This is a genomic window from Thauera aminoaromatica S2, assembly GCF_000310185.1.
GTDB lineage: Bacteria > Pseudomonadota > Gammaproteobacteria > Burkholderiales > Rhodocyclaceae > Thauera > Thauera aminoaromatica.
In genome coordinates this window covers 14,753-32,098 of sequence record NZ_AMXD01000033.1, presented here as the reverse complement: position 1 = coordinate 32,098, position 17,346 = coordinate 14,753, and the positions used below count along the sequence as shown (strand labels likewise).

Below are 17,346 nucleotides of genomic sequence, written 5' to 3'. Positions count from 1 at the left end.
CTCCGCACCCGCGCGCGCCGCTCCGCCCGCCGCCGGACGGCGGGCGGAGCGGATCGACGCGGGACGGATGCCGGCTTCAGCCAAGGCGGGCTCCCTGCAGGATCTCGAGGCACAGCGCGGTGAAGTCCAGCCCCGCCACGCGCGCCGACATCGGCACCAGCGAGTGGCCGGTCATGCCGGGAGAAGTGTTCATCTCGAGCAGGTAGGGGCGGCCGTCCTCGGTGAGGATGAGGTCGGCGCGGCCCCAGCCGCGGCAGCCGAGCACGCGCGCGCACTTCATCACCATCGCCTGCAGCTCCGCCTCCTGCGCGGCGGGCAGGCCGCTGGGGCAGTCGTAGCGCGTGTCGTCGGTGAAGTACTTGTGCTGGTAGTCGTAGTTGCCGCCGGGGGCGACGATGCGCACCAGCGGCAGCGCGCGGTCCTCGAGGAAGGGGGCGGTGAGCTCGGCGCCGCAGATGAACTCCTCGGCGATCACCAGGCGGTCGTAGCGCGCCGCGAGCTCCCACGCGGCGCGCAGCTGGCCCGCCTCGACCACCTTGGTCGCGCCCATGCTCGAGCCCTCGTGCACCGGCTTGACGAAGATCGGCAGGCCGAGTTCGGCCACCACCGCGTCCCAGTCGGAGTCGTGCTCCAGGATCGCGTAGCGCGGCGTCGGCAGGCCGGCGGACAGCCACACCATCTTGGTGCGCCACTTGTCCATCGACAGCGCGGAGGCCATCACGCCGCTGCCGGTATAGGGGATGCCCATCAGCTCGAGCGCGCCCTGCACCGTGCCGTCCTCGCCACCGCGCCCATGGAGGGCGATGAAGGCGCGCTCGAAGCCCTCTTCCTTGAGGACGTGCAGGTCGCGCTCCGCGGGATCGAAGGCGTGCGCATCCACCCCCGCGGCCTGCAGCGCGGCGAGCACCGCAGCGCCCGACATCAGCGAAACCTCGCGCTCGGCAGACGAACCGCCGAACAGCACCGCAACCTTTCCGAACCGGGCCTTCACGCTGCTTCCTCGATGCTGGCGAGCTTGCCCGGCACCGCGCCGATGCTGCCCGCTCCCATGGTGATGACGACGTCGCCGTCGCGCGCGGCGGACAGGATCATGCGCGGCATGTCGGCGATCTCCTCGACGAAGACGGGCTCGACCGTGCCGGCGACGCGGATCGCGCGCGCGAGCGAGCGGCCGTCGGCGGCGACGATCGGGGTCTCGCCGGCGGCATAGACCTCGGCCAGCAGCAGCGCATCCACGGTCGACAGCACCTTGACGAAGTCCTCGAAGCAATCGCGTGTGCGCGTGTAGCGATGGGGCTGGAAGGCCAGCACCAGGCGGCGGCCGGGGAAGGCGCCGCGTGCCGCGGCGATGGTCGCCGCCATCTCCACCGGGTGGTGGCCGTAGTCGTCGACCAGCGTGAAGCGGCCGGCCTCATCGCCGTCCTGGTCGTGCAGCGCGACCTCGCCGTAGCGCTGGAAGCGCCGGCCGACGCCGTTGAACTCGGCGAGCGCCTTGACGATCGCCGCGTCCGGCACCTGCACCTCGGTGGCCACCGCGATCGCGGCGAGCGCGTTGAGCACGTTGTGCAGGCCGGGCAGGTTGAGCTCGATCGACAGGCGCGAGGTCGTGCCGTTGACCCGCACGCAGTCGAACCGCATGCGCCCGCCCTCGGCGCGCACGTTCTCGGCGCGGATGTTGGCGGTCTCCGAGAAGCCGTAGCGCACGATCTGCTTGGCCACCTGCGGGATGATCTCGCGCACGTTGGGGTCGTCCTCGCACAGCACCGCCACGCCGTAGAAGGGCAGGCGGTGGAGGAAGTCGACGAAGGCCTGCTTGACCCGGCCGAAGTCGTGGCCGTAGGTGTCCATGTGGTCGGCGTCGATGTTCGTGACCACCGAGATCACCGGGTTGAGCAGCAGGAAGGAGGCGTCGGACTCGTCCGCCTCGGCCACCAGGTAGTCGCCCGTGCCGAGGCGCGCGTTGGCGCCGGCGGCGTTGAGGCGCCCGCCGATCACGAAGGTGGGGTCGATGCCGCCCTCGGCGAGGATGCTCGCCACCAGCGAGGTGGTGGTGGTCTTGCCGTGGGTGCCGGCGATCGCGATACCGTGCTTGAAGCGCATCAGCTCAGCGAGCATCTGCGCGCGCGGCACCACAGGGATGTGGCGCTCGCGCGCCGCGACCACCTCCGGGTTGTCGGCCTTCACCGCGGTCGACACCACCACCACGTCGGCGTCGGCGACGTTGGCCGCGTCATGCCCGCGCACCACGTGCGCGCCCATCTTGTGCAGGCGGCGGGTGGCGGCGTTGTCGCCAAGGTCCGAACCGCTGACGCGATAACCCTGGTTGGCGAGGACCTCGGCGATGCCGCTCATGCCCGCGCCGCCGATGCCGACAAAGTGGATGTTCCTGACCTTGTGCTTCATGCTTGTTCTCCACCGCCCAGCTCGGCGCACACGTGCGCCACCGCGACGGCCGCGAGCGGCTTCGCGAGCGCGCGCGCGTTCTCGGCCATGTGCAGCAGGCGGCCGCGGTCAAGACTGGACAGGATGCCCGCCAGGCGGTCGGGCGTTAGTTCGGATTGCGGCAGCAGATAGGCGCCGCCGCGGTCGGCGAGGAAGCGCGCGTTGCCGGTCTGGTGGTCGTCCACCGCGTAGGGGAAGGGCACCAAGAGGCTGGCCACCCCGGCCGCGGCGAGCTCGGCCACGGTGAGCGCGCCGGCGCGGCAGATCACCAGGTCGGCGTCGGCGTAGGCCGCCGCCATGTCGTCGATGAAGGGGCGCAGCTCGCCGTCGACCTGGGCGCGCGCGTACGCCGCGCGCAAGGCCTCGATCTGGCGTTCGCCAGCCTGATGCACCACCACCGGGCGCTGCTCGGCGGGAAGGCGCAGCAGCGCCTGCGGCACGGTCTCGTTGAGCACCGCGGCGCCCAGGCTGCCACCCACCACCAGCACGCGCAGCGGGCCCGAGCGTCCGGCCATGCGTTCGGCCGGCGGCAGTACCGCGGCGATCTCGGCGCGCACCGGGTTGCCCATCCACTCGGCCTGTTCCAGCACCTCGGGGAAGCCGCTCAGCACGCGGTCGGCCACGCGCGCGAGCACACGGTTGGCCAGGCCGGCGACCGAGTTCTGCTCGTGCAGCACGAGCGGACGCCCGAGCAGCGCGGCCATCATGCCGCCCGGAAAGGTGATGTAGCCCCCCATGCCCAGCACCACGTCGGGGCGGACGCGGCGGATCTCGCGCAGCGCCTGCCAGAAGCCGGAGAGCAGGGTCACCGGCAGCAGCAGCTTGCGCAGCAGGCCCTTGCCGCGCAGCGCACCGAAGCGCACCCAGGCGGTGTCGTAGCCGCGCGGCGGCACGATGCGCGCCTCCATGCCCTCGGGGTTGCCCATCCAGACGATGCGCCAACCCCGGGCACGCAGCTCCTCGGCCACCGCGATGCCCGGGAAGATGTGGCCGCCGGTGCCGCCGGCCATCACCATCAGCGTCTTCATGCACGCCCCCCACGCAGGAGCTGGCGGTTCTCCCAGTCCACCCGGAGCAGGATGGCGAGCGCGACGCAGTTGGCGACGATGCCCGAGCCGCCGAAGCTCATCAGCGGCAGGGTCAGGCCCTTGGTGGGCAGCAGCCCCATGTTCACACCCATGTTGATGAAGGACTGGATGCCGATCCACAAGCCGATGCCCTGGGCGACCAGGCCCGCGAAGTAGCGCTCGAGCTTGATCGCCTCGCGCCCGATGATGAAGGCGCGGTGCACCACCAGCGCGAACAGCGCCACCACGGTCAGCACGCCGGCGAAGCCGAGTTCCTCGGCGATCACGGCGAGCAGGAAGTCGGTGTGCGCCTCGGGCAGGTAGAAGAGCTTCTCGACGCTGCCGCCGAGGCCGACGCCGAACCACTCGCCGCGCCCGAAGGCGATCAGCGAATGGGAGAGCTGGTAGCCCTTGCCGTAGGCGTCCTGCCAGGGGTCCATGAAGCCGAAGATGCGATCGCGGCGGTAGGGCGAGGTCCAGATCAGGATCACGAAGCCGATCACCGCCACCACCGCGAGGAGCACGAACACGCGCACGTTCACGCCGCCGAGGAAGAGCACGCCGAAGGCGATCGTGGTGATCACGACGAAGGCGCCGAAGTCGGGCTCGCGCAGCAGCAGGAAGCCGACGAGCAGGATCACCGCCATCATCGGCACGAAGCCCTTCACGAAGCTGCCCATGACATCGAGCTTGCGCACCGTGTAGTCGGCGGCATAGAGCGCCGCGAAGATCTTCATGAGCTCGGAGGGCTGCAGGTTCACCGGCCCGAGCGAGAGCCAGCGCTGTGCGCCATTGACCTCGCGACCGATGCCCGGGATGAGCACCACCACGAGCAATACCACCCCGGCGACGAAGAGCGCCGGGGCGAGCTGCTGCCAGCGCGCCATCGGCAGCTGGAAGGCCATCAGGCCGAGGCCGATGCCGACAGCAAGGAAGACTGCATGGCGCAGGAGAAAATAGTGCGACTGGTAGGCCGTGAAGCGGCTGCCCTCGGCGATCGCGATCGATGCCGAATACACCATGACCAGACCGAGCAGCAGCAGGCCGACCGCGGCCCAGATCAACAGCAGGTCGAGTTCGCGCGCCGGCGCCCCCTGGCGCCCGAGGCGCCCGCTCGCCGCGCGCGCCGGATCGGCCGCGCCACCTTCGCGCTGGAGCAGGCCGGTGAGGGTGCTGGCGAACTTCATCGCGGCTTCACTCCGGGCAGGCGACGCACCGCAGCGACGAACACCTCGGCGCGGTGGGCGTAGTTGCGGAACATGTCGAGGCTGGCGCAGGCGGGCGAGAGCAGGACCGCGTCACCCGCCTGCGCCCAGGCATTGGCGCGCGCCACCGCGGCATCGAGGTCGGGCACGCGCTCGATCGCCACGCCGCATCCCGCCACCGCCTGCTTGATGCGGCCGGCGTCGCGACCGATCAGCAGCAGCGCGCGCGCCTTGCCGGCGAGCACGGGGGCGAGCGGCGAGAAGTCCTGACCCTTGCCGTCGCCGCCGGCGATCAGCACCACCGGGCAGTCCATGCCGGCGAGCGCCGCCACCGTCGCGCCGACGTTGGTGCCCTTGGAGTCGTCGTAGAAACGCACGCCGTCGGCGCGCTCGGCGACCAGCTCGACCCGGTGCGGCAGTCCGCGGAAGGCCTTCAGCCCGGGGATCAGGATCTGCGGCGCAATACCGAGCCCGCCCTCGCAGAGCGCGAGCGCGGCGAGCGCGTTGGCGGCGTTGTGGCGGCCGGCGAGCGGCAGCTCGTCGAGGGCGAGCAGGCGCTCGCCGCCGCGCAGCAGCCAGGCGCGGCCGTCGAGGTCGGCCAGACCGTAGTCGGTGTCGCTCGCCGGCGCCGCGGTGCCGAAGCGGATCGTGCGCCGGCCGGGCAGCGCCATGGCCGCCACGCGCGCGTCCTCGCGAGCGAGCACCTGCACGCCCTCGCCCTGGAAGATCGCCGCCTTGGTGGCGGCATATTCCTCGAGGTCGGCGTAGCGGTCGAGGTGGTCGTCGGTGACGTTGAGCACGATTGCCGCCTCGGCGTCCAGGCCCCGCATGGTCTCGATCTGGAAGCTGGAGAGTTCCAGCACCCAGCACGCGGGCAGCGCGGCGCCGATCTCCAGGCGCTCCATCAGCACGTCGAGCGCCGCCGGGCTGATGTTGCCGGCGGCGACCGCGTCGATGCCGACCGACTGCGCCAGCGCCGCGGTGAGCGCGGTCGTGGTGGTCTTGCCGTTGGTGCCGGTGATGGCGAGGATGCGCGTCTGCGCGCGCACGCCGAGCTCGTCGAGCGCCTGCGCGAGCAGGCTCATCTCGCCGGTGAGCGGCAGGCCGCGCCGACGCGCCTGCGCGGCGACCCCGACGCGCGGGTCGAGCCCGGGGCTGAGCGCGACCAGATCGACCCCGTCGAGCACCTCGTCGCCGAAGCTGCCCAGGAAGATCTCGGCCAGCGGCGCGTCCGCCTTCAGCGCGTCGACCCCGGGCGGGACGGCGCGGCTGTCGGCCACGCGCACGCGCGCCCCGCGCAGGGCGCACCAGCGCGCCATGGCCAGGCCCGATTCGCCGAGCCCGAGGACGAGGACGTGTTTTCCGGTGAGTGCGCTCATCGCAGTTTCAGCGTCGACAGCCCGAACAGCACCAGCATGATGGTGATGATCCAGAAGCGGACCACGACCTGGGTCTCCTTCCAGCCACCCAGTTCGTAATGATGGTGCAGCGGCGCCATGCGGAAGATGCGCTTGCCGCCGCTGGCCTTGAAGTACAGCACCTGCACCATCACCGACAGCGTCTCGGCGACGAACAGGCCGCCCATGATGAAGAGCACGATCTCCTGGCGCACGATCACCGCGATCGTGCCGAGCGCGGCACCGAGCGCGAGCGCGCCGACGTCGCCCATGAAGACCTCCGCCGGGTAGGCGTTGAACCACAGGAAGCCCAAGCCCGCGCCGCAGATCGCGCCGCAGAACACCGCCAGTTCGCCCGCGCCCGCCACATAGGGCACGCCGAGGTACTTCGAGAAGCCGACGTGACCGGCGACATAGGCGAAGATCGCCAGTGCCGCGGCCACCATCACCGTCGGCATGATCGCCAGGCCGTCGAGGCCGTCGGTGAGGTTCACCGCGTGGCTGGTGCCGTTGATGACGAAGTAGGTCAGCGCGATGAAACCGAAGATGCCCAGCGGGTACGCAATCGCCTTGAAGAAGGGCACGATCAGTTCGGTTTCGGCCGGGGTGTCTGCGGTGACTCCGAGATAGATCGCCGCGGCGAGCGCGATCGCCGAGGTCCACAGGTATTTCCAGCGGCTCGCCAGCCCCTTCGGATCGCGATGCACGACCTTGCGCCAGTCATCCACCCAGCCCACGGCGCCGAAACCCAGGGTCACCAGCAGGGTCACCCACACGTAGGCGTTCTTCAGGTCGCCCCACAACAGGATGGTGACGCCGATCGCGATCAGGATCAGCGCGCCGCCCATCGTGGGCGTGCCGGCCTTGGTGAGGTGCGACTTGGGACCGTCGTCGCGCACGGCCTGGCCGATCTTCTTGGCCGCGAGCCAGCGGATGACGGCGGGGCCGGCGATCAGCGAGATCGCCAGTGCGGTGAGAGCGGCGAGCACCGTCCGCAGCGTGATGTAGCCGAAGACGTTGAAGCCACGAATGTCCTGGCCGAGCCAGAGAGCGAGTTCCAACAACATGTCAGGAGCCGGTTTCCGTTGAAGGGGCCGGATTGTGCACTGCCGCAAGCGCATCCGCCACCCTTTCCATGCGCATGAAGCGCGAGCCCTTCACCAGCACCACCGAGTCCGCATCCAGGCGCGGCACGAGCGCCTTGACCAGCGCCTCCACCGAAGTGAAATGGCGCGCGCCCTCGCCGAAGTTGTGCGCCGCCACCGCGCTCATCTCGCCGAGCGCGAAGAGGCCGTCGATGCCCTTGCTCTTCGCATAGCCACCGACCTCGTCGTGAACCTGGGCGCTGGTCTCGCCGACCTCGCCCATGTCGCCGAGCACCAGCCAGGTATGGCCCGGCATGGCGGCGAGGACGTCGATGCCGACGCGCACCGAATCCGGATTGGCGTTGTACGAATCGTCCAGGATCAGCGCGCCCCGCGGCCCGGAACGGCGTTGCAGGCGACCGCGGGTGCCGGCGAAACCCGCCAGTCCCTCGGCCACCGCTTCGAGCGGAACCCCTGCCGCGAGGCAGGCCGCCGCCGCGCCGAGCGCGTTGCGCACGTTGTGCAGACCCGGCACCTGCAAGGCGAAATCGATCTTCCCTTGCGGGATGTCGAGTTCGAGCCGCGAGCCGAGGCCGCGCAGGGTACACCGCGCGGACACGTCCGCCGGATGGTCGATACCGAATGTCACAATCGGCCGCCCGGCGTTGAGCGAACGCCAGTAGCCGGCGTGCGGATCGTCGGCGTTGATCACCGCCACGCCTGCCCCGCCCAGGCCTTCGTAGATCGCGCCCTTCTCGCGCGCGACCTCGTCGACCGAGCCCATGCCCTGGAGGTGGGCGCGCTGGGCGTTGTTCACCAGGGCCACCGTGGGCTGGGCGAGCACGCTCAGGTAGCCGATCTCGCCGGGATGGTTCATCCCCATCTCGATCACCGCGGCGCGATGGAAGTCGCGCAGTTCGAGCAGTGTGAGCGGCATGCCGATGTCGTTGTTCAGGTTGCCGCGCGTAGCGAGCACCGACTCCTCGCCGAAGCCGTCGCGGCTCGCCTGCACGCGCAGGATCGCGGCACACATCTCCTTCACCGTGGTCTTGCCGTTGCTGCCGGTGACGCCGATCAGGGGCAGCGCGAAACGCGCCCGCCAAGCCGCCGCGAGCGTGCCGAGCGCACGCCGCGTGTCGTCCACCACCAGCAGGGGCAGGCCGGCATCGGCCTTGCCGGCGCTCCAGGCGGCATCGACCATGGCCGCGGCGGCGCCCGCCTTCGCCGCATCGGCGACGAAGTCGTGGCCGTCGAAGCGCTCGCCGCGCAGGGCGACGAAGAGCTGCCCGGGCGCGAGCGCGCGGGTATCGGTACCGACGCTGTCGAAGCGCCCTTCCCCGGTCGCCCGCGCACCATGGCAGGCGAGTGCGCGCGTGGCGTCGTGCAGGCTCATCATCGGCCATTCTCCCTTGCATGCCAGGCGGCGAGCGCGCGCTTCGCCTGCTCCAGGTCCGAAAAAGGCAGGCGCTGGCCGAGGATTTCCTGGTACGGCTCGTGGCCCTTGCCTGCGATCAGCACGACGTCGTCGGCCCGCGCCTCGCCCACCGCGCGGGTGATCGCCTGCGCGCGGTCGACCACGCATTCGGCCGCGGCGCCGGCGCCGGCGGCAATGGCCTCGACGATGCGCTGCGGATCCTCCGAACGCGGGTTGTCGCTGGTGATCACTACGCGATCGGCGATCGCGCTGGCGATCTCGCCCATCATCGGGCGCTTGCCCGGGTCGCGGTCGCCGCCGCAGCCGAACACGCACACCAGGCGGCCGCGGCGGCTATGCACCGTGCCGCGCAAGGCTTCGAGCACCTTGGCGAGGGCATCGGGCGAATGCGCGTAGTCGATCACCACGAGCGGCTCGCACACCCCGCCGACGAGCTGCATGCGCCCCTGCGGCGGCGCCAGCCGACCGAGCACCGGCGGCAGCTCGTCGAAGGCGATGCCGCGCGCCAGCAGCGCGCCCGCAACCGCGATCAGGTTGGAGACGTTGAAGTGCGCCACCATGCGCACGCCGATCTCGGCCTCGCGCCCCTCCCAGACGAGGGTGAAGCGCAGTCCTGCGGGCGCCGCCTGCAGGCGATCGGCGCGCAGCACGCGCGCGCCGGGCACCGCGTCGGCGTTGGCGGCGTAGAGGGTGCATGCGATCACCGCGCGCCCCTCGACGACGAGCCGGCGCGCCAGCGCCAGGCCCCAGGGATCGTCGATGTTGATCACGCAGGCCGACAGCTCCGGGCGCTCGAACAGGCGCGCCTTGGCCGCGGCGTAGGCTTCCATGGTGCCGTGGTAATCGAGGTGGTCGCGACTCAGGTTGGTGAAGATCGCGACGTCGAACTGCGCACCATTGACCCGCCCCTGGTCGAGCCCGATCGAAGACACCTCCATCGCCGCGGCCACCGCCCCCTGGTTGCGGAAGCGCGCAAACCAGCGCTGCAATTCGAGCGCGTCGGGCGTGGTGTTGAGCCCTTCCTCGAGGGCGTCGGGGAACCCGCAGCCGAGCGTACCGACGATGCCGCAGCGCTCGCCGAGTTCGCCGAGCGCACGCGCGAGCATCTGCGAGACGGTGGTCTTCCCGTTGGTGCCGGTGACGCCGGCCAGCCAAAGCGACTGCGAAGGCCGGCCGTGGAGTTCGTGGGCAAGGTGCCCGGCGAGCTCGCGCAGACCACGCACGCCGAAACCGGGCACCGCGAGCGCGGGCGCGCAGAATCCGTCGCCATCCTCCCACAACAGCGCGGCGGCGCCATGCGCGACTGCATCGGCGAGGAAGCGGCGGCCATCGGTGCGCTGGCCGGGCCAGGCCGCGAACACGCAACCCGGGCCGGCCTTGCGCGAATCGGCGGTGATGTCGTCGGCGTGGACGCCGAGCGCACGCAGTCGATCGAGCACCGCGAGGGCTTGCATGGCGCTCACATGCTCTCCCGGCTGCTGCCTTCGCTCGCTGCCTCGTCGCCGCCGCGGCGAGCGAGCTGGAGCGGGGTCAAGGGCATGTCGGGGGCGACGCCGAGCGTGCGCAGCGTGCCTTCGGTGATGCGCGAGAACACCGGCGCGGCGACCGTGCCGCCGTAGTGCTGGCCTGCGGAAGGCTCGTCCACCATCACCGCGACCACGATGCGCGGATCGCTCGCCGGGGCGAAGCCGACGAAAGACGAGATGTACTTGCGCGCATAGCGGCCATCCTCGAGCTTGTGCGCGGTACCGGTCTTGCCCGCCACCGTGTAGCCGGGCACCTGGGCGCGGATCGCGGTGCCGCCGGGACCCGCCGCCATCGCCAGAACGGTGCGCATCTGGCGCGCGGTGTCGGCCGAGAACACGCGGCGCCCGGAACTCGGCGTGCCGTCCACCCGGGTCAGCGACAGCGGCACCAGCTCGCCCTCGCGCGCGAACACGAGGTAGGCACGCGCCATCTGGATCAGGCTCGTCGAGATACCGTGCCCGTAAGACATCGTCGCCTGCTCGATCGGCCGCCAGGTCTTGGCGGGACGCAGCCGCCCGGAAGTCTCGCCGGGGAAGCCGAGGTTGAGCGGGGTGCCGAAGCCGAGCTGGTCGAAGAGGTGCCACATTTCCTCTGCGCCGAGCTGCTGCGCCATCTTCACGGTGCCGATGTTGGAGGACTTCTGCACCACCTGCGCCATGGTGATGACGCCGTGGCGCTTGGTGTCGGAGATGGTCGCGGTGCCGATCGTCATGCGGCCGTTGCCGGTATCGATCGGGGTATTGAGTTTGACCTTGCCGCGCTCGAGCGCGAGCGCGGCGATGAAGGGCTTCATCACCGAGCCGGGCTCGAAGGCGTCGGTGAAGACGCGGTTGCGCAGTTGCGCGCCGGTGAGGTTGGCGCGATTGTTCGGGTTGAAGGTCGGCGCATTGACCAGGGCGAGCACCTCGCCGGTGCGCACGTCGAGCACCACCGCAGCCGCGGCCTTGGGCTTGTGCTCTTCCATCGCCTCGCGCAGGGCGGACCAGGCGAGATACTGGATCTTGCCGTCGATCGACAGCGCCACCTCGTCGCCATCGCGTGGCGGACGGATCGCCTCGACGTCCTCGACGATCTGGCCGCGGCGGTCCTTGATCACCCGGCGCGCGCCGGCACGGCCCGACAGGCGCTTGTCGAAGGCGAGCTCGATCCCCTCCTGGCCGCGATCTTCCAGATCGGTGAAGCCGAGGATGTGCGCCATCACCTCGCCACCCGGGTAGTAGCGACGGTATTCCTTTTCCTGGTGGATGCCGGGCAGGCGGAGGTCGGCGACGGCCTGCGCCACCTCCGGCGGCACCTGGCGCTTGAGGTAGACGAAGTCGCGCCCCGCGGCGAGCCTGGCGTTGAGCTCGCCGACGTTCATCTCGAGCAGGCGCGCGAGCTCGCGCACCTGCGCCGGCTCCAGCCGGGCATCGGCGGGCAGGGCCCAGACCGCGCGCACCGGCGTGCTCACCGCGAGGATGTCGCCGTGGCGGTCGGTGATGCGGCCGCGGGTGGCGGGGACCTCGAGCACGCGGGCATAGCGCGACTCGCCCTTGGCCTGGAGGAAGTCGTTATTGACCCCCTGCAGGTAGAGCGCACGTCCGACCAGTGCGAGCGAACAACCCATCAGTGCGAGCATGATGATGCGCGGCCGCCAGGCCGGCAACTCGCGCTTGAGCAGCGGGTTGTGATTGAAGGTGACGGCACGTTGCTTTTTCATGATTGAGGCTCCACGACCAGCACCTGCCCTTCGGGCGGCAACTGCATGTGAAGGCGGTCGCGGGCGAGCTTCTCGATGCGACCGTGCGTCGCCCAGGTGCTCTGCTCGAGCTGGAGCTGGCCCCACTCGACCTCGAGCGCCTGCGCGCGCGCCTGCTCGCGCTCGTACTCGCCATGGAGGCGGCGCGCCTGGTGCTGGGAGGCGACGACGCCGAGCGCGCTGGCGACGGCGAGGGCGACGAGGACGGCGTCGATGCGCACCATCAGGGCGCCTCCGTGCGCTCGGCCACGCGCAGCACCGCGCTGCGCGCGCGCGGGTTGGCCGCGACCTCGGCCTCGCTCGGGCGCATCGCCTTGCCGACGAGCTGCAGGCGCGGCGCGGGCAGATCCGCCGCCCTGACCGGCAGCCGGCGCGGCAGCACCGGCGGACGCGACTCGTCACGCATGAAGCGCTTCACGATGCGATCCTCGAGCGAGTGGAAGCTGATCACCGCCAGGCGCCCACCCGGCCGCAACCGGGACACGCAGACGGGCAGCACGCGGCTCAGCTCCTCGAGCTCCTGATTGATGAAAATCCGAAGAGCCTGGAAGGTGCGTGTCGCCGGGTGCTGCCCCGGCTCGCGCGTGCGGACCGCTTTTTCCACGAGCGCGGCAAGTTGTCCAGTGGTTGCGACAGCCCCCCCTGCCCGAGCATTTGCAATCGCCTTTGCAATCGCATGAGCAAACCGTTCCTCTCCATATTCCCTGATGACCTCCGTGATCTGGCCGACGGACGCCTCCGCCAGCCACTCCGCCACGGTCTGCCCGCGGCTCGTATCCATGCGCATGTCGAGGGGGGCGTCGAAGCGAAAGCTCATCCCGCGCGCAGCGTCGTCCAGCTGGGGCGAAGACACCCCGAGGTCCAGCAGCACTCCATCCACCGCCTGCACGCCCAGGCGCGCGAGCTCGTCGTCGAGCGCGCTGAACGCCGAGTGCACGAGCGTCAGCCGGGCGTCGCCCACCGCCTGCCCGGCAGCGATCGCCAGCGGATCACGGTCGAAGGCGATCAACCGCCCCTGCGGTCCGAGGCGTTGGAGCACCGCGCGACTGTGGCCGCCGCGCCCGAAGGTTCCGTCGACGTAGAGACCGTCGACCCGGATCGCAAGCGCGTCGACCGCTTCGGAAAGGAGGACGCTGACGTGGGCATGGGCGAGGTTCACAGCGCGAGGCTCTCGAACCCGGGCGGCAGGCCGGTATTGACCAGTTCCAGCATCGCCTGCTGCTGCTTCTCCCAGCGCTCGTCGGACCACAGCTCGAAGTGCGCACCTTGGCCGACCAGCCACACCTGCTTCTCGAGCGCGGCGAACTTGCGCAGGGAGGGCGCCACCAGCACGCGACCGGCGGCGTCGAGCGTCTCTTCCTGGGCGAAGCCCACGAGCAGGCGCTTGAGCATCGCCGCCTGCGGATCCAGGCTCGGTGCGCGCAGCACGTGGTCGCGGATCGGATTCCAGGCGGGGACGGGATAGACGAGGCAGCAGCCGTGCGGATGGGCGGTCAGCACCACCTGGCCGTTGTCGACGGCCAGGGCATCACGATGCCGCGCGGGAATCGCAAGGCGTCCCTTCGCATCGAGATTGAGCGCCACCGCTCCCTGGAACATCGAACCCCCTGACGGCTTCGGGAAAGCATCGGAACGACACTTTTCCCCACTTTTTTCCACTTGAACCCACTTTAGAGGAAAGGCCATACCGGGTCAAGGCTGCAAGATCGGAATCCCTTTGTTGCACAATGACTTACCGCTCTGCGCCAAGACACGGATAAATCCTGAAAAATCAAGGGAGATGCGCATGGACGTTCGCGCGGCACGCGAAATCGGGCCGCGCAAAGGGCGCAGTGGGAAAAAGTGGGAATGCCGGTGCAATCCGGCCTGCTCGCACTGGCGGATTCCGAGCGGATGGGGGAGAACGCTGCTGCCTGCCGCTCGCAGAGGGGGCATGCGCGGGCGGAAACAGGGGAAGAAGTGGGAAGTCCGCCGATAAGCCGGGTTCTGTCGAACGCCACCGGCGGACCGGTGACATCGGGCAGTCATTCCTCTGGGCGCCACGTCGCCGTGGCGCTCTAGCAGCCTACCCGGGAGCGACGCGAGCCACGCCGATGCTCCCCTATTTGGCCTTGCCCCGGATGGGGTTTGCCGTGCCAGTCCTGTTGCCAGTCCTGCGGTGAGCTCTTACCTGCCGATGCTTGCGCACCGACCCTCAGCTTGCTCGCGCAAGCCGCGGCACCGTTTCACCCTTACCTGTACCCATTGAAGAGCAAGCTCTTCAAAATGGACTCTGCTGCCTTGCGGCAGCGAAGTCCGGGCCATCGGCGGTCTGCTCTCTGTTGCACTTTCCGTCGCCTCACGGCGCCCGGCCGTTAGCCGGCATCCTGCTCTGCGGGGCCCGGACTTTCCTCCACGCACGACGAGGTGCGCAGCGACTGCCTGGCGGACTTCCGGCCCGGATTATACGCGTGCCGGCAGGGCGTCGCCCGGCTTATTTGGCGGCGGGCGCGGGTACGAAGGCGGGCGCGCCGTCCTTGAGGACGAAGCTGCCGACGAGGGCTCCGGGCGGGCGGTCACCCGGATTGTCCCAGTCCTGCACGCGGCACTCCTCGGTACCGGCGAGATACCAACGCGCGCCCTGGTGCAGCGCCCACAGGCCGTCTCCGGCGGCGTAGATCTTCATCTCGACGAGGGTCGCCGAGCCCGGATGGATGCGGATGCGCTTCTGACAGGCGGGCAGGCGCGACACCACCATCGCCTGACGCAACTCGTCATCCCAGAAGAACTTCTGCTCGCGCACCAGGATCAGCGCGTGCTGGTTGCCGTCGATCATGTAGGCGGTGGCGCTGTTCTCGCAACCCGCCAGCACGGCGAGCAGACCGACGGCAGCGAGACCGCGGCGCAGCGCGCGCCCGGCGCCGCCGCGGACGCCGCGCCGGATCGACATGGGCGCGCCCGCATCCCGGGCGCCCGTCTCAAGCATGCGGACACCCATCTCAGGCCCCTTCCACCAGCTTCCAGCCCACCTGCTCGCCGGCGCGCAAGGGCACCAGCGGATCTTCGCCCAGGTAGGGGTAGCTCGCCGGCACGCTCCAGGGCTCGCGCCGCAGCGTGATGGTGTCGCTGCTCGGCGCCAGGCCGTAGAAGGCCGGGCCGTTGAGGCTGGCGAAGGCCTCGAGGCGATCGAGCGCGCCGGCGGCGTCGAAGACCTCGGCGTAGAGCTCGATGCCCGCGTGCGCGGTGTAGCAGCCTGCGCAGCCGCAGGCGTTTTCCTTGGTGCTGCGCGCATGCGGCGCGGAGTCGGTGCCAAGGAAAAAGCGCGCGTTGCCCGAGGTGACCGCGGCGATCAGCGCCTCGCGGTGGCTCTCGCGCTTGAGGACCGGCAGACAGTAGTGGTGCGGGCGGATGCCGCCGGCGAAGATCGCGTTGCGGTTGAGCAGCAAGTGGTGGGCGGTGACCGTGGCGGCCACGTGCGAGCCCGCTGCGCGCACGAACTGCGCCGCCTCCGCGGTGGTGATGTGCTCGAACACCACCTTGAGCCCCGGGAAACGCCGCACCAGCGGCGACAGCGTGCGCTCGACGAAGACGCGCTCGCGGTCGAACACGTCAACCTCCGCCCCGGTGGCCTCGCCATGCACGCACAGCACCATGCCGAGCTTCTCCATGCGTTCGAGCACCGCATAGATCTTGTCGATCGCGGTGACGCCGGCGTCGGAGTTCGTGGTCGCGCCCGCCGGATAGAGCTTGCAGGCGACCACGTGGCCGCTCGCGCGGGCGCGGTCGATCTCGTCCGGCGACAGGTTGTCGGTGAGGTAGAGGCTCATCAGCGGCTCGAACCTCGACCCGCGCGCCGCGGCGAGGATGCGCTCGCGGTAGGCGAGCGCCTGCGCGGTGGTGGTGACCGGCGGCTTCAGGTTGGGCATGATCAGCGCCCGGCCGAAGCGGGCGGCGGTGTGCGGCACCACCGCGTCGAGCGCGGCGTCGTCGCGCACATGCAGGTGCCAGTCGTCGGGGCGGATCAGGGTAATCGATTGCATCGGGGCGTTCCTCGTGTGACCCACCGATTATAGGCGCTTCGGCGGTGCGCACGGCCGACGCGGGCGTGCATGCGTCACGCCTGCGGCGAATCCTCGCCCTTGCGCTCGAGCGCGAGCGCGTACAAGGCCTTGCGCGGCGCCCCGGTGATCTCGGCCGCAAGCCGCGCCGCCCCCTTCACCGGCAGCTCGGCGAGCAGCAGATCGAGCACCCGGCGCGCCCGCGCATCCACCACCTCGCCGGCCGGCGCGCCTTCCACCACAAGCACGAACTCGCCGCGCAGGCGGTTGGTGTCGGCGGCGAACCAGGCGGCGGTCTGCGCCAGCGGCATGCGCACGATCTGCTCGTGGAGCTTGGTCATCTCGCGTGCGATCAGCAGCTCGCGTGCGCCACCGAGGACCTGCTCCATGTCGGCGACGCACTCGACGATGCGGTGCGGCGCCTCGTGGAACACCATCGCGGCGCGCTCGTCGGCGAGTTCGCGCAGCGCCGCCGCGCGCGCACCGGCCTTCGCCGGCAGGAAACCGACGAAGCGGAAGCCCCCCTCGGCGAAGCCCGATACCGACAGGGCCGCCACCGCCGCGCACGGCCCGGGCAACGGCACCACCGGATGCCCCGCGGCGCGCACCCGTGCGACCAGGCGGGCGCCCGGGTCCGACACCGCCGGCGTGCCGGCGTCGGTGATCAGCGCGACCTGGCGGCCGGCAGCGAGCTCGGCGACGATCACCCCGGCGGCCTCGTGCTCGTTGTGCTGGTGCGCCGCGAGCATGCGCGCGCGGATACCGTGCGCATCGAGCAGGCGCTGGCTGTGGCGCGTATCCTCGGCCGCGACCACGTCCACCGCGGCGAGCACGGCGAGCGCGCGCAGCGTGATGTCATGCAGGTTCCCGAGCGGCGTCGCCACCACATACAATGACGGCGTACTGGAGAGCGGACGATCGGGCAAGGGAGCGGAGACGGTCATGGGCGGGAGATCCGGAGGCTGGACGCGCAGCGCGGGCGAGGACGCCCGGGGCGCGCACGCGGGGGCGGACAGTATCGGCGCACGCCCGACGCCGGCGCAAGCGCGCGGCGCCGCTGCCGAGGCGCTCGCCGCCGAACACCTTGCCGCACACGGCCTGCGCGTGATCGCGCGCAACGTGCGCTGCCGCGGCGGCGAGGTCGACCTGGTCTGCCTCGACCGCAGCCACGTCGTCTTCGTCGAGGTGCGCCTGCGCCGCAACAACCGCTTCGGCGGCGCCGCCGAGAGCATCACCGCGGCCAAGCAGCGCCGCGTGCTGATCGCCGCGCAGTGGTGGCTGGGCGGCGCCGGGCGGCGCTTTCGCGACGCAGCCTGCCGCTTCGACGCGGTGCTGCTCGACGCGCTCGACCCGGCGCGCATCATCTGGCTCCCGGGGGCCTTCGATGCCGGCTGATAGCGCGTGCTAGACTCT

General features: G+C 70.7%; 16 protein-coding genes and 1 other RNA gene. 1 reads left to right on the top strand and 16 read right to left on the bottom strand.

The features are described from left to right. Window positions 1-76: 76 nt before the first annotated feature. The 16 genes from C665_RS07455 to rsmI all read right to left on the bottom strand — a co-directional run bounded on the left by C665_RS07455 (window position 77) and on the right by rsmI (window position 16,877). Window positions 77-991 carry a D-alanine--D-alanine ligase gene (locus C665_RS07455; RefSeq protein WP_004304325.1) on the bottom strand — a complete coding sequence of 305 codons (915 nt, stop codon included), beginning with the start codon at window positions 989-991 and terminating at the stop codon, window positions 77-79. Continuing rightward, window positions 988-2,403, bottom strand: coding sequence for a UDP-N-acetylmuramate--L-alanine ligase (gene murC / locus C665_RS07450; RefSeq protein ID WP_004304323.1), 1,416 nt, complete (start codon window positions 2,401-2,403; stop codon window positions 988-990). The genes C665_RS07455 and murC overlap by 4 nt, the downstream gene beginning before the upstream one ends. Next, window positions 2,400-3,470, bottom strand: a complete 1,071-nt coding sequence (gene murG, locus C665_RS07445) for an undecaprenyldiphospho-muramoylpentapeptide beta-N-acetylglucosaminyltransferase (RefSeq protein ID WP_004304321.1) — start codon at window positions 3,468-3,470, stop codon at window positions 2,400-2,402. The genes murC and murG overlap by 4 nt, the downstream gene beginning before the upstream one ends. Further along, complete coding sequence (ftsW, locus tag C665_RS07440) at window positions 3,467-4,696, bottom strand: putative lipid II flippase FtsW (RefSeq protein WP_004304320.1); 1,230 nt, start codon at window positions 4,694-4,696, stop codon at window positions 3,467-3,469. Before ftsW ends, murG begins: the two co-directional genes overlap by 4 nt. After that, window positions 4,693-6,093, bottom strand: coding sequence for a UDP-N-acetylmuramoyl-L-alanine--D-glutamate ligase (murD, locus tag C665_RS07435; protein ID WP_004304318.1), 1,401 nt, complete (start codon window positions 6,091-6,093; stop codon window positions 4,693-4,695). Before murD ends, ftsW begins: the two co-directional genes overlap by 4 nt. Then, complete coding sequence (gene mraY / locus C665_RS07430; RefSeq protein ID WP_004304316.1) at window positions 6,090-7,178, bottom strand: phospho-N-acetylmuramoyl-pentapeptide-transferase; 1,089 nt, start codon at window positions 7,176-7,178, stop codon at window positions 6,090-6,092. Before mraY ends, murD begins: the two co-directional genes overlap by 4 nt. Window position 7,179: 1 nt before the next feature. Next, complete coding sequence (locus tag C665_RS07425) at window positions 7,180-8,592, bottom strand: UDP-N-acetylmuramoyl-tripeptide--D-alanyl-D-alanine ligase (protein ID WP_004304314.1); 1,413 nt, start codon at window positions 8,590-8,592, stop codon at window positions 7,180-7,182. Further along, window positions 8,589-10,085 (bottom strand): UDP-N-acetylmuramoyl-L-alanyl-D-glutamate--2,6-diaminopimelate ligase, encoded by a 1,497-nt coding sequence (locus tag C665_RS07420; protein WP_004304312.1) that lies wholly within the window; start codon window positions 10,083-10,085, stop codon window positions 8,589-8,591. Before C665_RS07420 ends, C665_RS07425 begins: the two co-directional genes overlap by 4 nt. Before the next feature lie 5 nt (window positions 10,086-10,090). Next, the gene (locus tag C665_RS07415; protein ID WP_004304310.1) at window positions 10,091-11,857 is read right to left on the bottom strand and encodes a peptidoglycan D,D-transpeptidase FtsI family protein; all 1,767 of its coding nucleotides are present in this window, start codon (window positions 11,855-11,857) and stop codon (window positions 10,091-10,093) included. Continuing rightward, window positions 11,854-12,120, bottom strand: coding sequence for a cell division protein FtsL (gene ftsL / locus C665_RS07410; protein ID WP_004304309.1), 267 nt, complete (start codon window positions 12,118-12,120; stop codon window positions 11,854-11,856). The genes C665_RS07415 and ftsL overlap by 4 nt, the downstream gene beginning before the upstream one ends. Beyond that, window positions 12,120-13,055: a 16S rRNA (cytosine(1402)-N(4))-methyltransferase RsmH gene (rsmH, locus tag C665_RS07405; protein ID WP_004304307.1), complete on the bottom strand. Its 936-nt coding sequence runs from the start codon at window positions 13,053-13,055 to the stop codon at window positions 12,120-12,122. Before rsmH ends, ftsL begins: the two co-directional genes overlap by 1 nt. Next, window positions 13,052-13,495, bottom strand: coding sequence for a division/cell wall cluster transcriptional repressor MraZ (mraZ, locus tag C665_RS07400; RefSeq protein WP_004304305.1), 444 nt, complete (start codon window positions 13,493-13,495; stop codon window positions 13,052-13,054). The genes rsmH and mraZ overlap by 4 nt, the downstream gene beginning before the upstream one ends. Before the next feature lie 360 nt (window positions 13,496-13,855). Further along, window positions 13,856-14,329, bottom strand: an RNA gene (rnpB, locus tag C665_RS19860) — RNase P RNA component class A. A 40-nt stretch (window positions 14,330-14,369) separates the two neighbouring features. Continuing rightward, window positions 14,370-14,825 carry a hypothetical protein gene (locus tag C665_RS07395; protein WP_245537147.1) on the bottom strand — a complete coding sequence of 152 codons (456 nt, stop codon included), beginning with the start codon at window positions 14,823-14,825 and terminating at the stop codon, window positions 14,370-14,372. A 49-nt stretch (window positions 14,826-14,874) separates the two neighbouring features. Beyond that, a complete protein-coding gene (gene pyrC, locus C665_RS07390) occupies window positions 14,875-15,915 on the bottom strand; it encodes a dihydroorotase (RefSeq protein ID WP_004304301.1) in 1,041 nt (346 codons plus the stop codon). 74 nt (window positions 15,916-15,989) lie between these two features. Next, a complete protein-coding gene (gene rsmI, locus C665_RS07385) occupies window positions 15,990-16,877 on the bottom strand; it encodes a 16S rRNA (cytidine(1402)-2'-O)-methyltransferase (RefSeq protein ID WP_012585950.1) in 888 nt (295 codons plus the stop codon). Here rsmI and C665_RS07380 point away from each other — a divergent pair. Further along, entirely contained in the window at window positions 16,876-17,328 is a 453-nt protein-coding gene (locus C665_RS07380; protein WP_004304297.1) for a YraN family protein, read from the top strand. The two genes, rsmI and C665_RS07380, sit on opposite strands and share 2 nt — an antisense overlap. The last annotated feature ends 18 nt before the right edge of the window (window positions 17,329-17,346 follow it).

Excerpts from the sequence above, each read along its gene's own strand:
- murC (WP_004304323.1), bottom strand. The coding sequence starts at position 2,403 with ATGAAGCACAAGGTCAGGAACATCCACTTTGTCGGCATCGGCGGCGCG.
- murG (WP_004304321.1), bottom strand. The coding sequence starts at position 3,470 with ATGAAGACGCTGATGGTGATGGCCGGCGGCACCGGCGGCCACATCTTC.
- ftsW (WP_004304320.1), bottom strand. The coding sequence starts at position 4,696 with ATGAAGTTCGCCAGCACCCTCACCGGCCTGCTCCAGCGCGAAGGTGGC.
- murD (WP_004304318.1), bottom strand. The coding sequence starts at position 6,093 with ATGAGCGCACTCACCGGAAAACACGTCCTCGTCCTCGGGCTCGGCGAA.
- mraY (WP_004304316.1), bottom strand. The coding sequence starts at position 7,178 with ATGTTGTTGGAACTCGCTCTCTGGCTCGGCCAGGACATTCGTGGCTTC.
- C665_RS07425 (WP_004304314.1), bottom strand. The coding sequence starts at position 8,592 with ATGATGAGCCTGCACGACGCCACGCGCGCACTCGCCTGCCATGGTGCG.
- C665_RS07420 (WP_004304312.1), bottom strand. The coding sequence starts at position 10,085 with ATGCAAGCCCTCGCGGTGCTCGATCGACTGCGTGCGCTCGGCGTCCAC.
- C665_RS07415 (WP_004304310.1), bottom strand. The coding sequence starts at position 11,857 with ATGAAAAAGCAACGTGCCGTCACCTTCAATCACAACCCGCTGCTCAAG.
- ftsL (WP_004304309.1), bottom strand. The coding sequence starts at position 12,120 with ATGGTGCGCATCGACGCCGTCCTCGTCGCCCTCGCCGTCGCCAGCGCG.
- mraZ (WP_004304305.1), bottom strand. The coding sequence starts at position 13,495 with ATGTTCCAGGGAGCGGTGGCGCTCAATCTCGATGCGAAGGGACGCCTT.
- C665_RS07395 (WP_245537147.1), bottom strand. The coding sequence starts at position 14,825 with ATGTCGATCCGGCGCGGCGTCCGCGGCGGCGCCGGGCGCGCGCTGCGC.
- pyrC (WP_004304301.1), bottom strand. The coding sequence starts at position 15,915 with ATGCAATCGATTACCCTGATCCGCCCCGACGACTGGCACCTGCATGTG.
- C665_RS07380 (WP_004304297.1), top strand. The coding sequence starts at position 16,876 with ATGGGCGGGAGATCCGGAGGCTGGACGCGCAGCGCGGGCGAGGACGCC.
- rsmI (WP_012585950.1), bottom strand. The coding sequence starts at position 16,877 with ATGACCGTCTCCGCTCCCTTGCCCGATCGTCCGCTCTCCAGTACGCCG.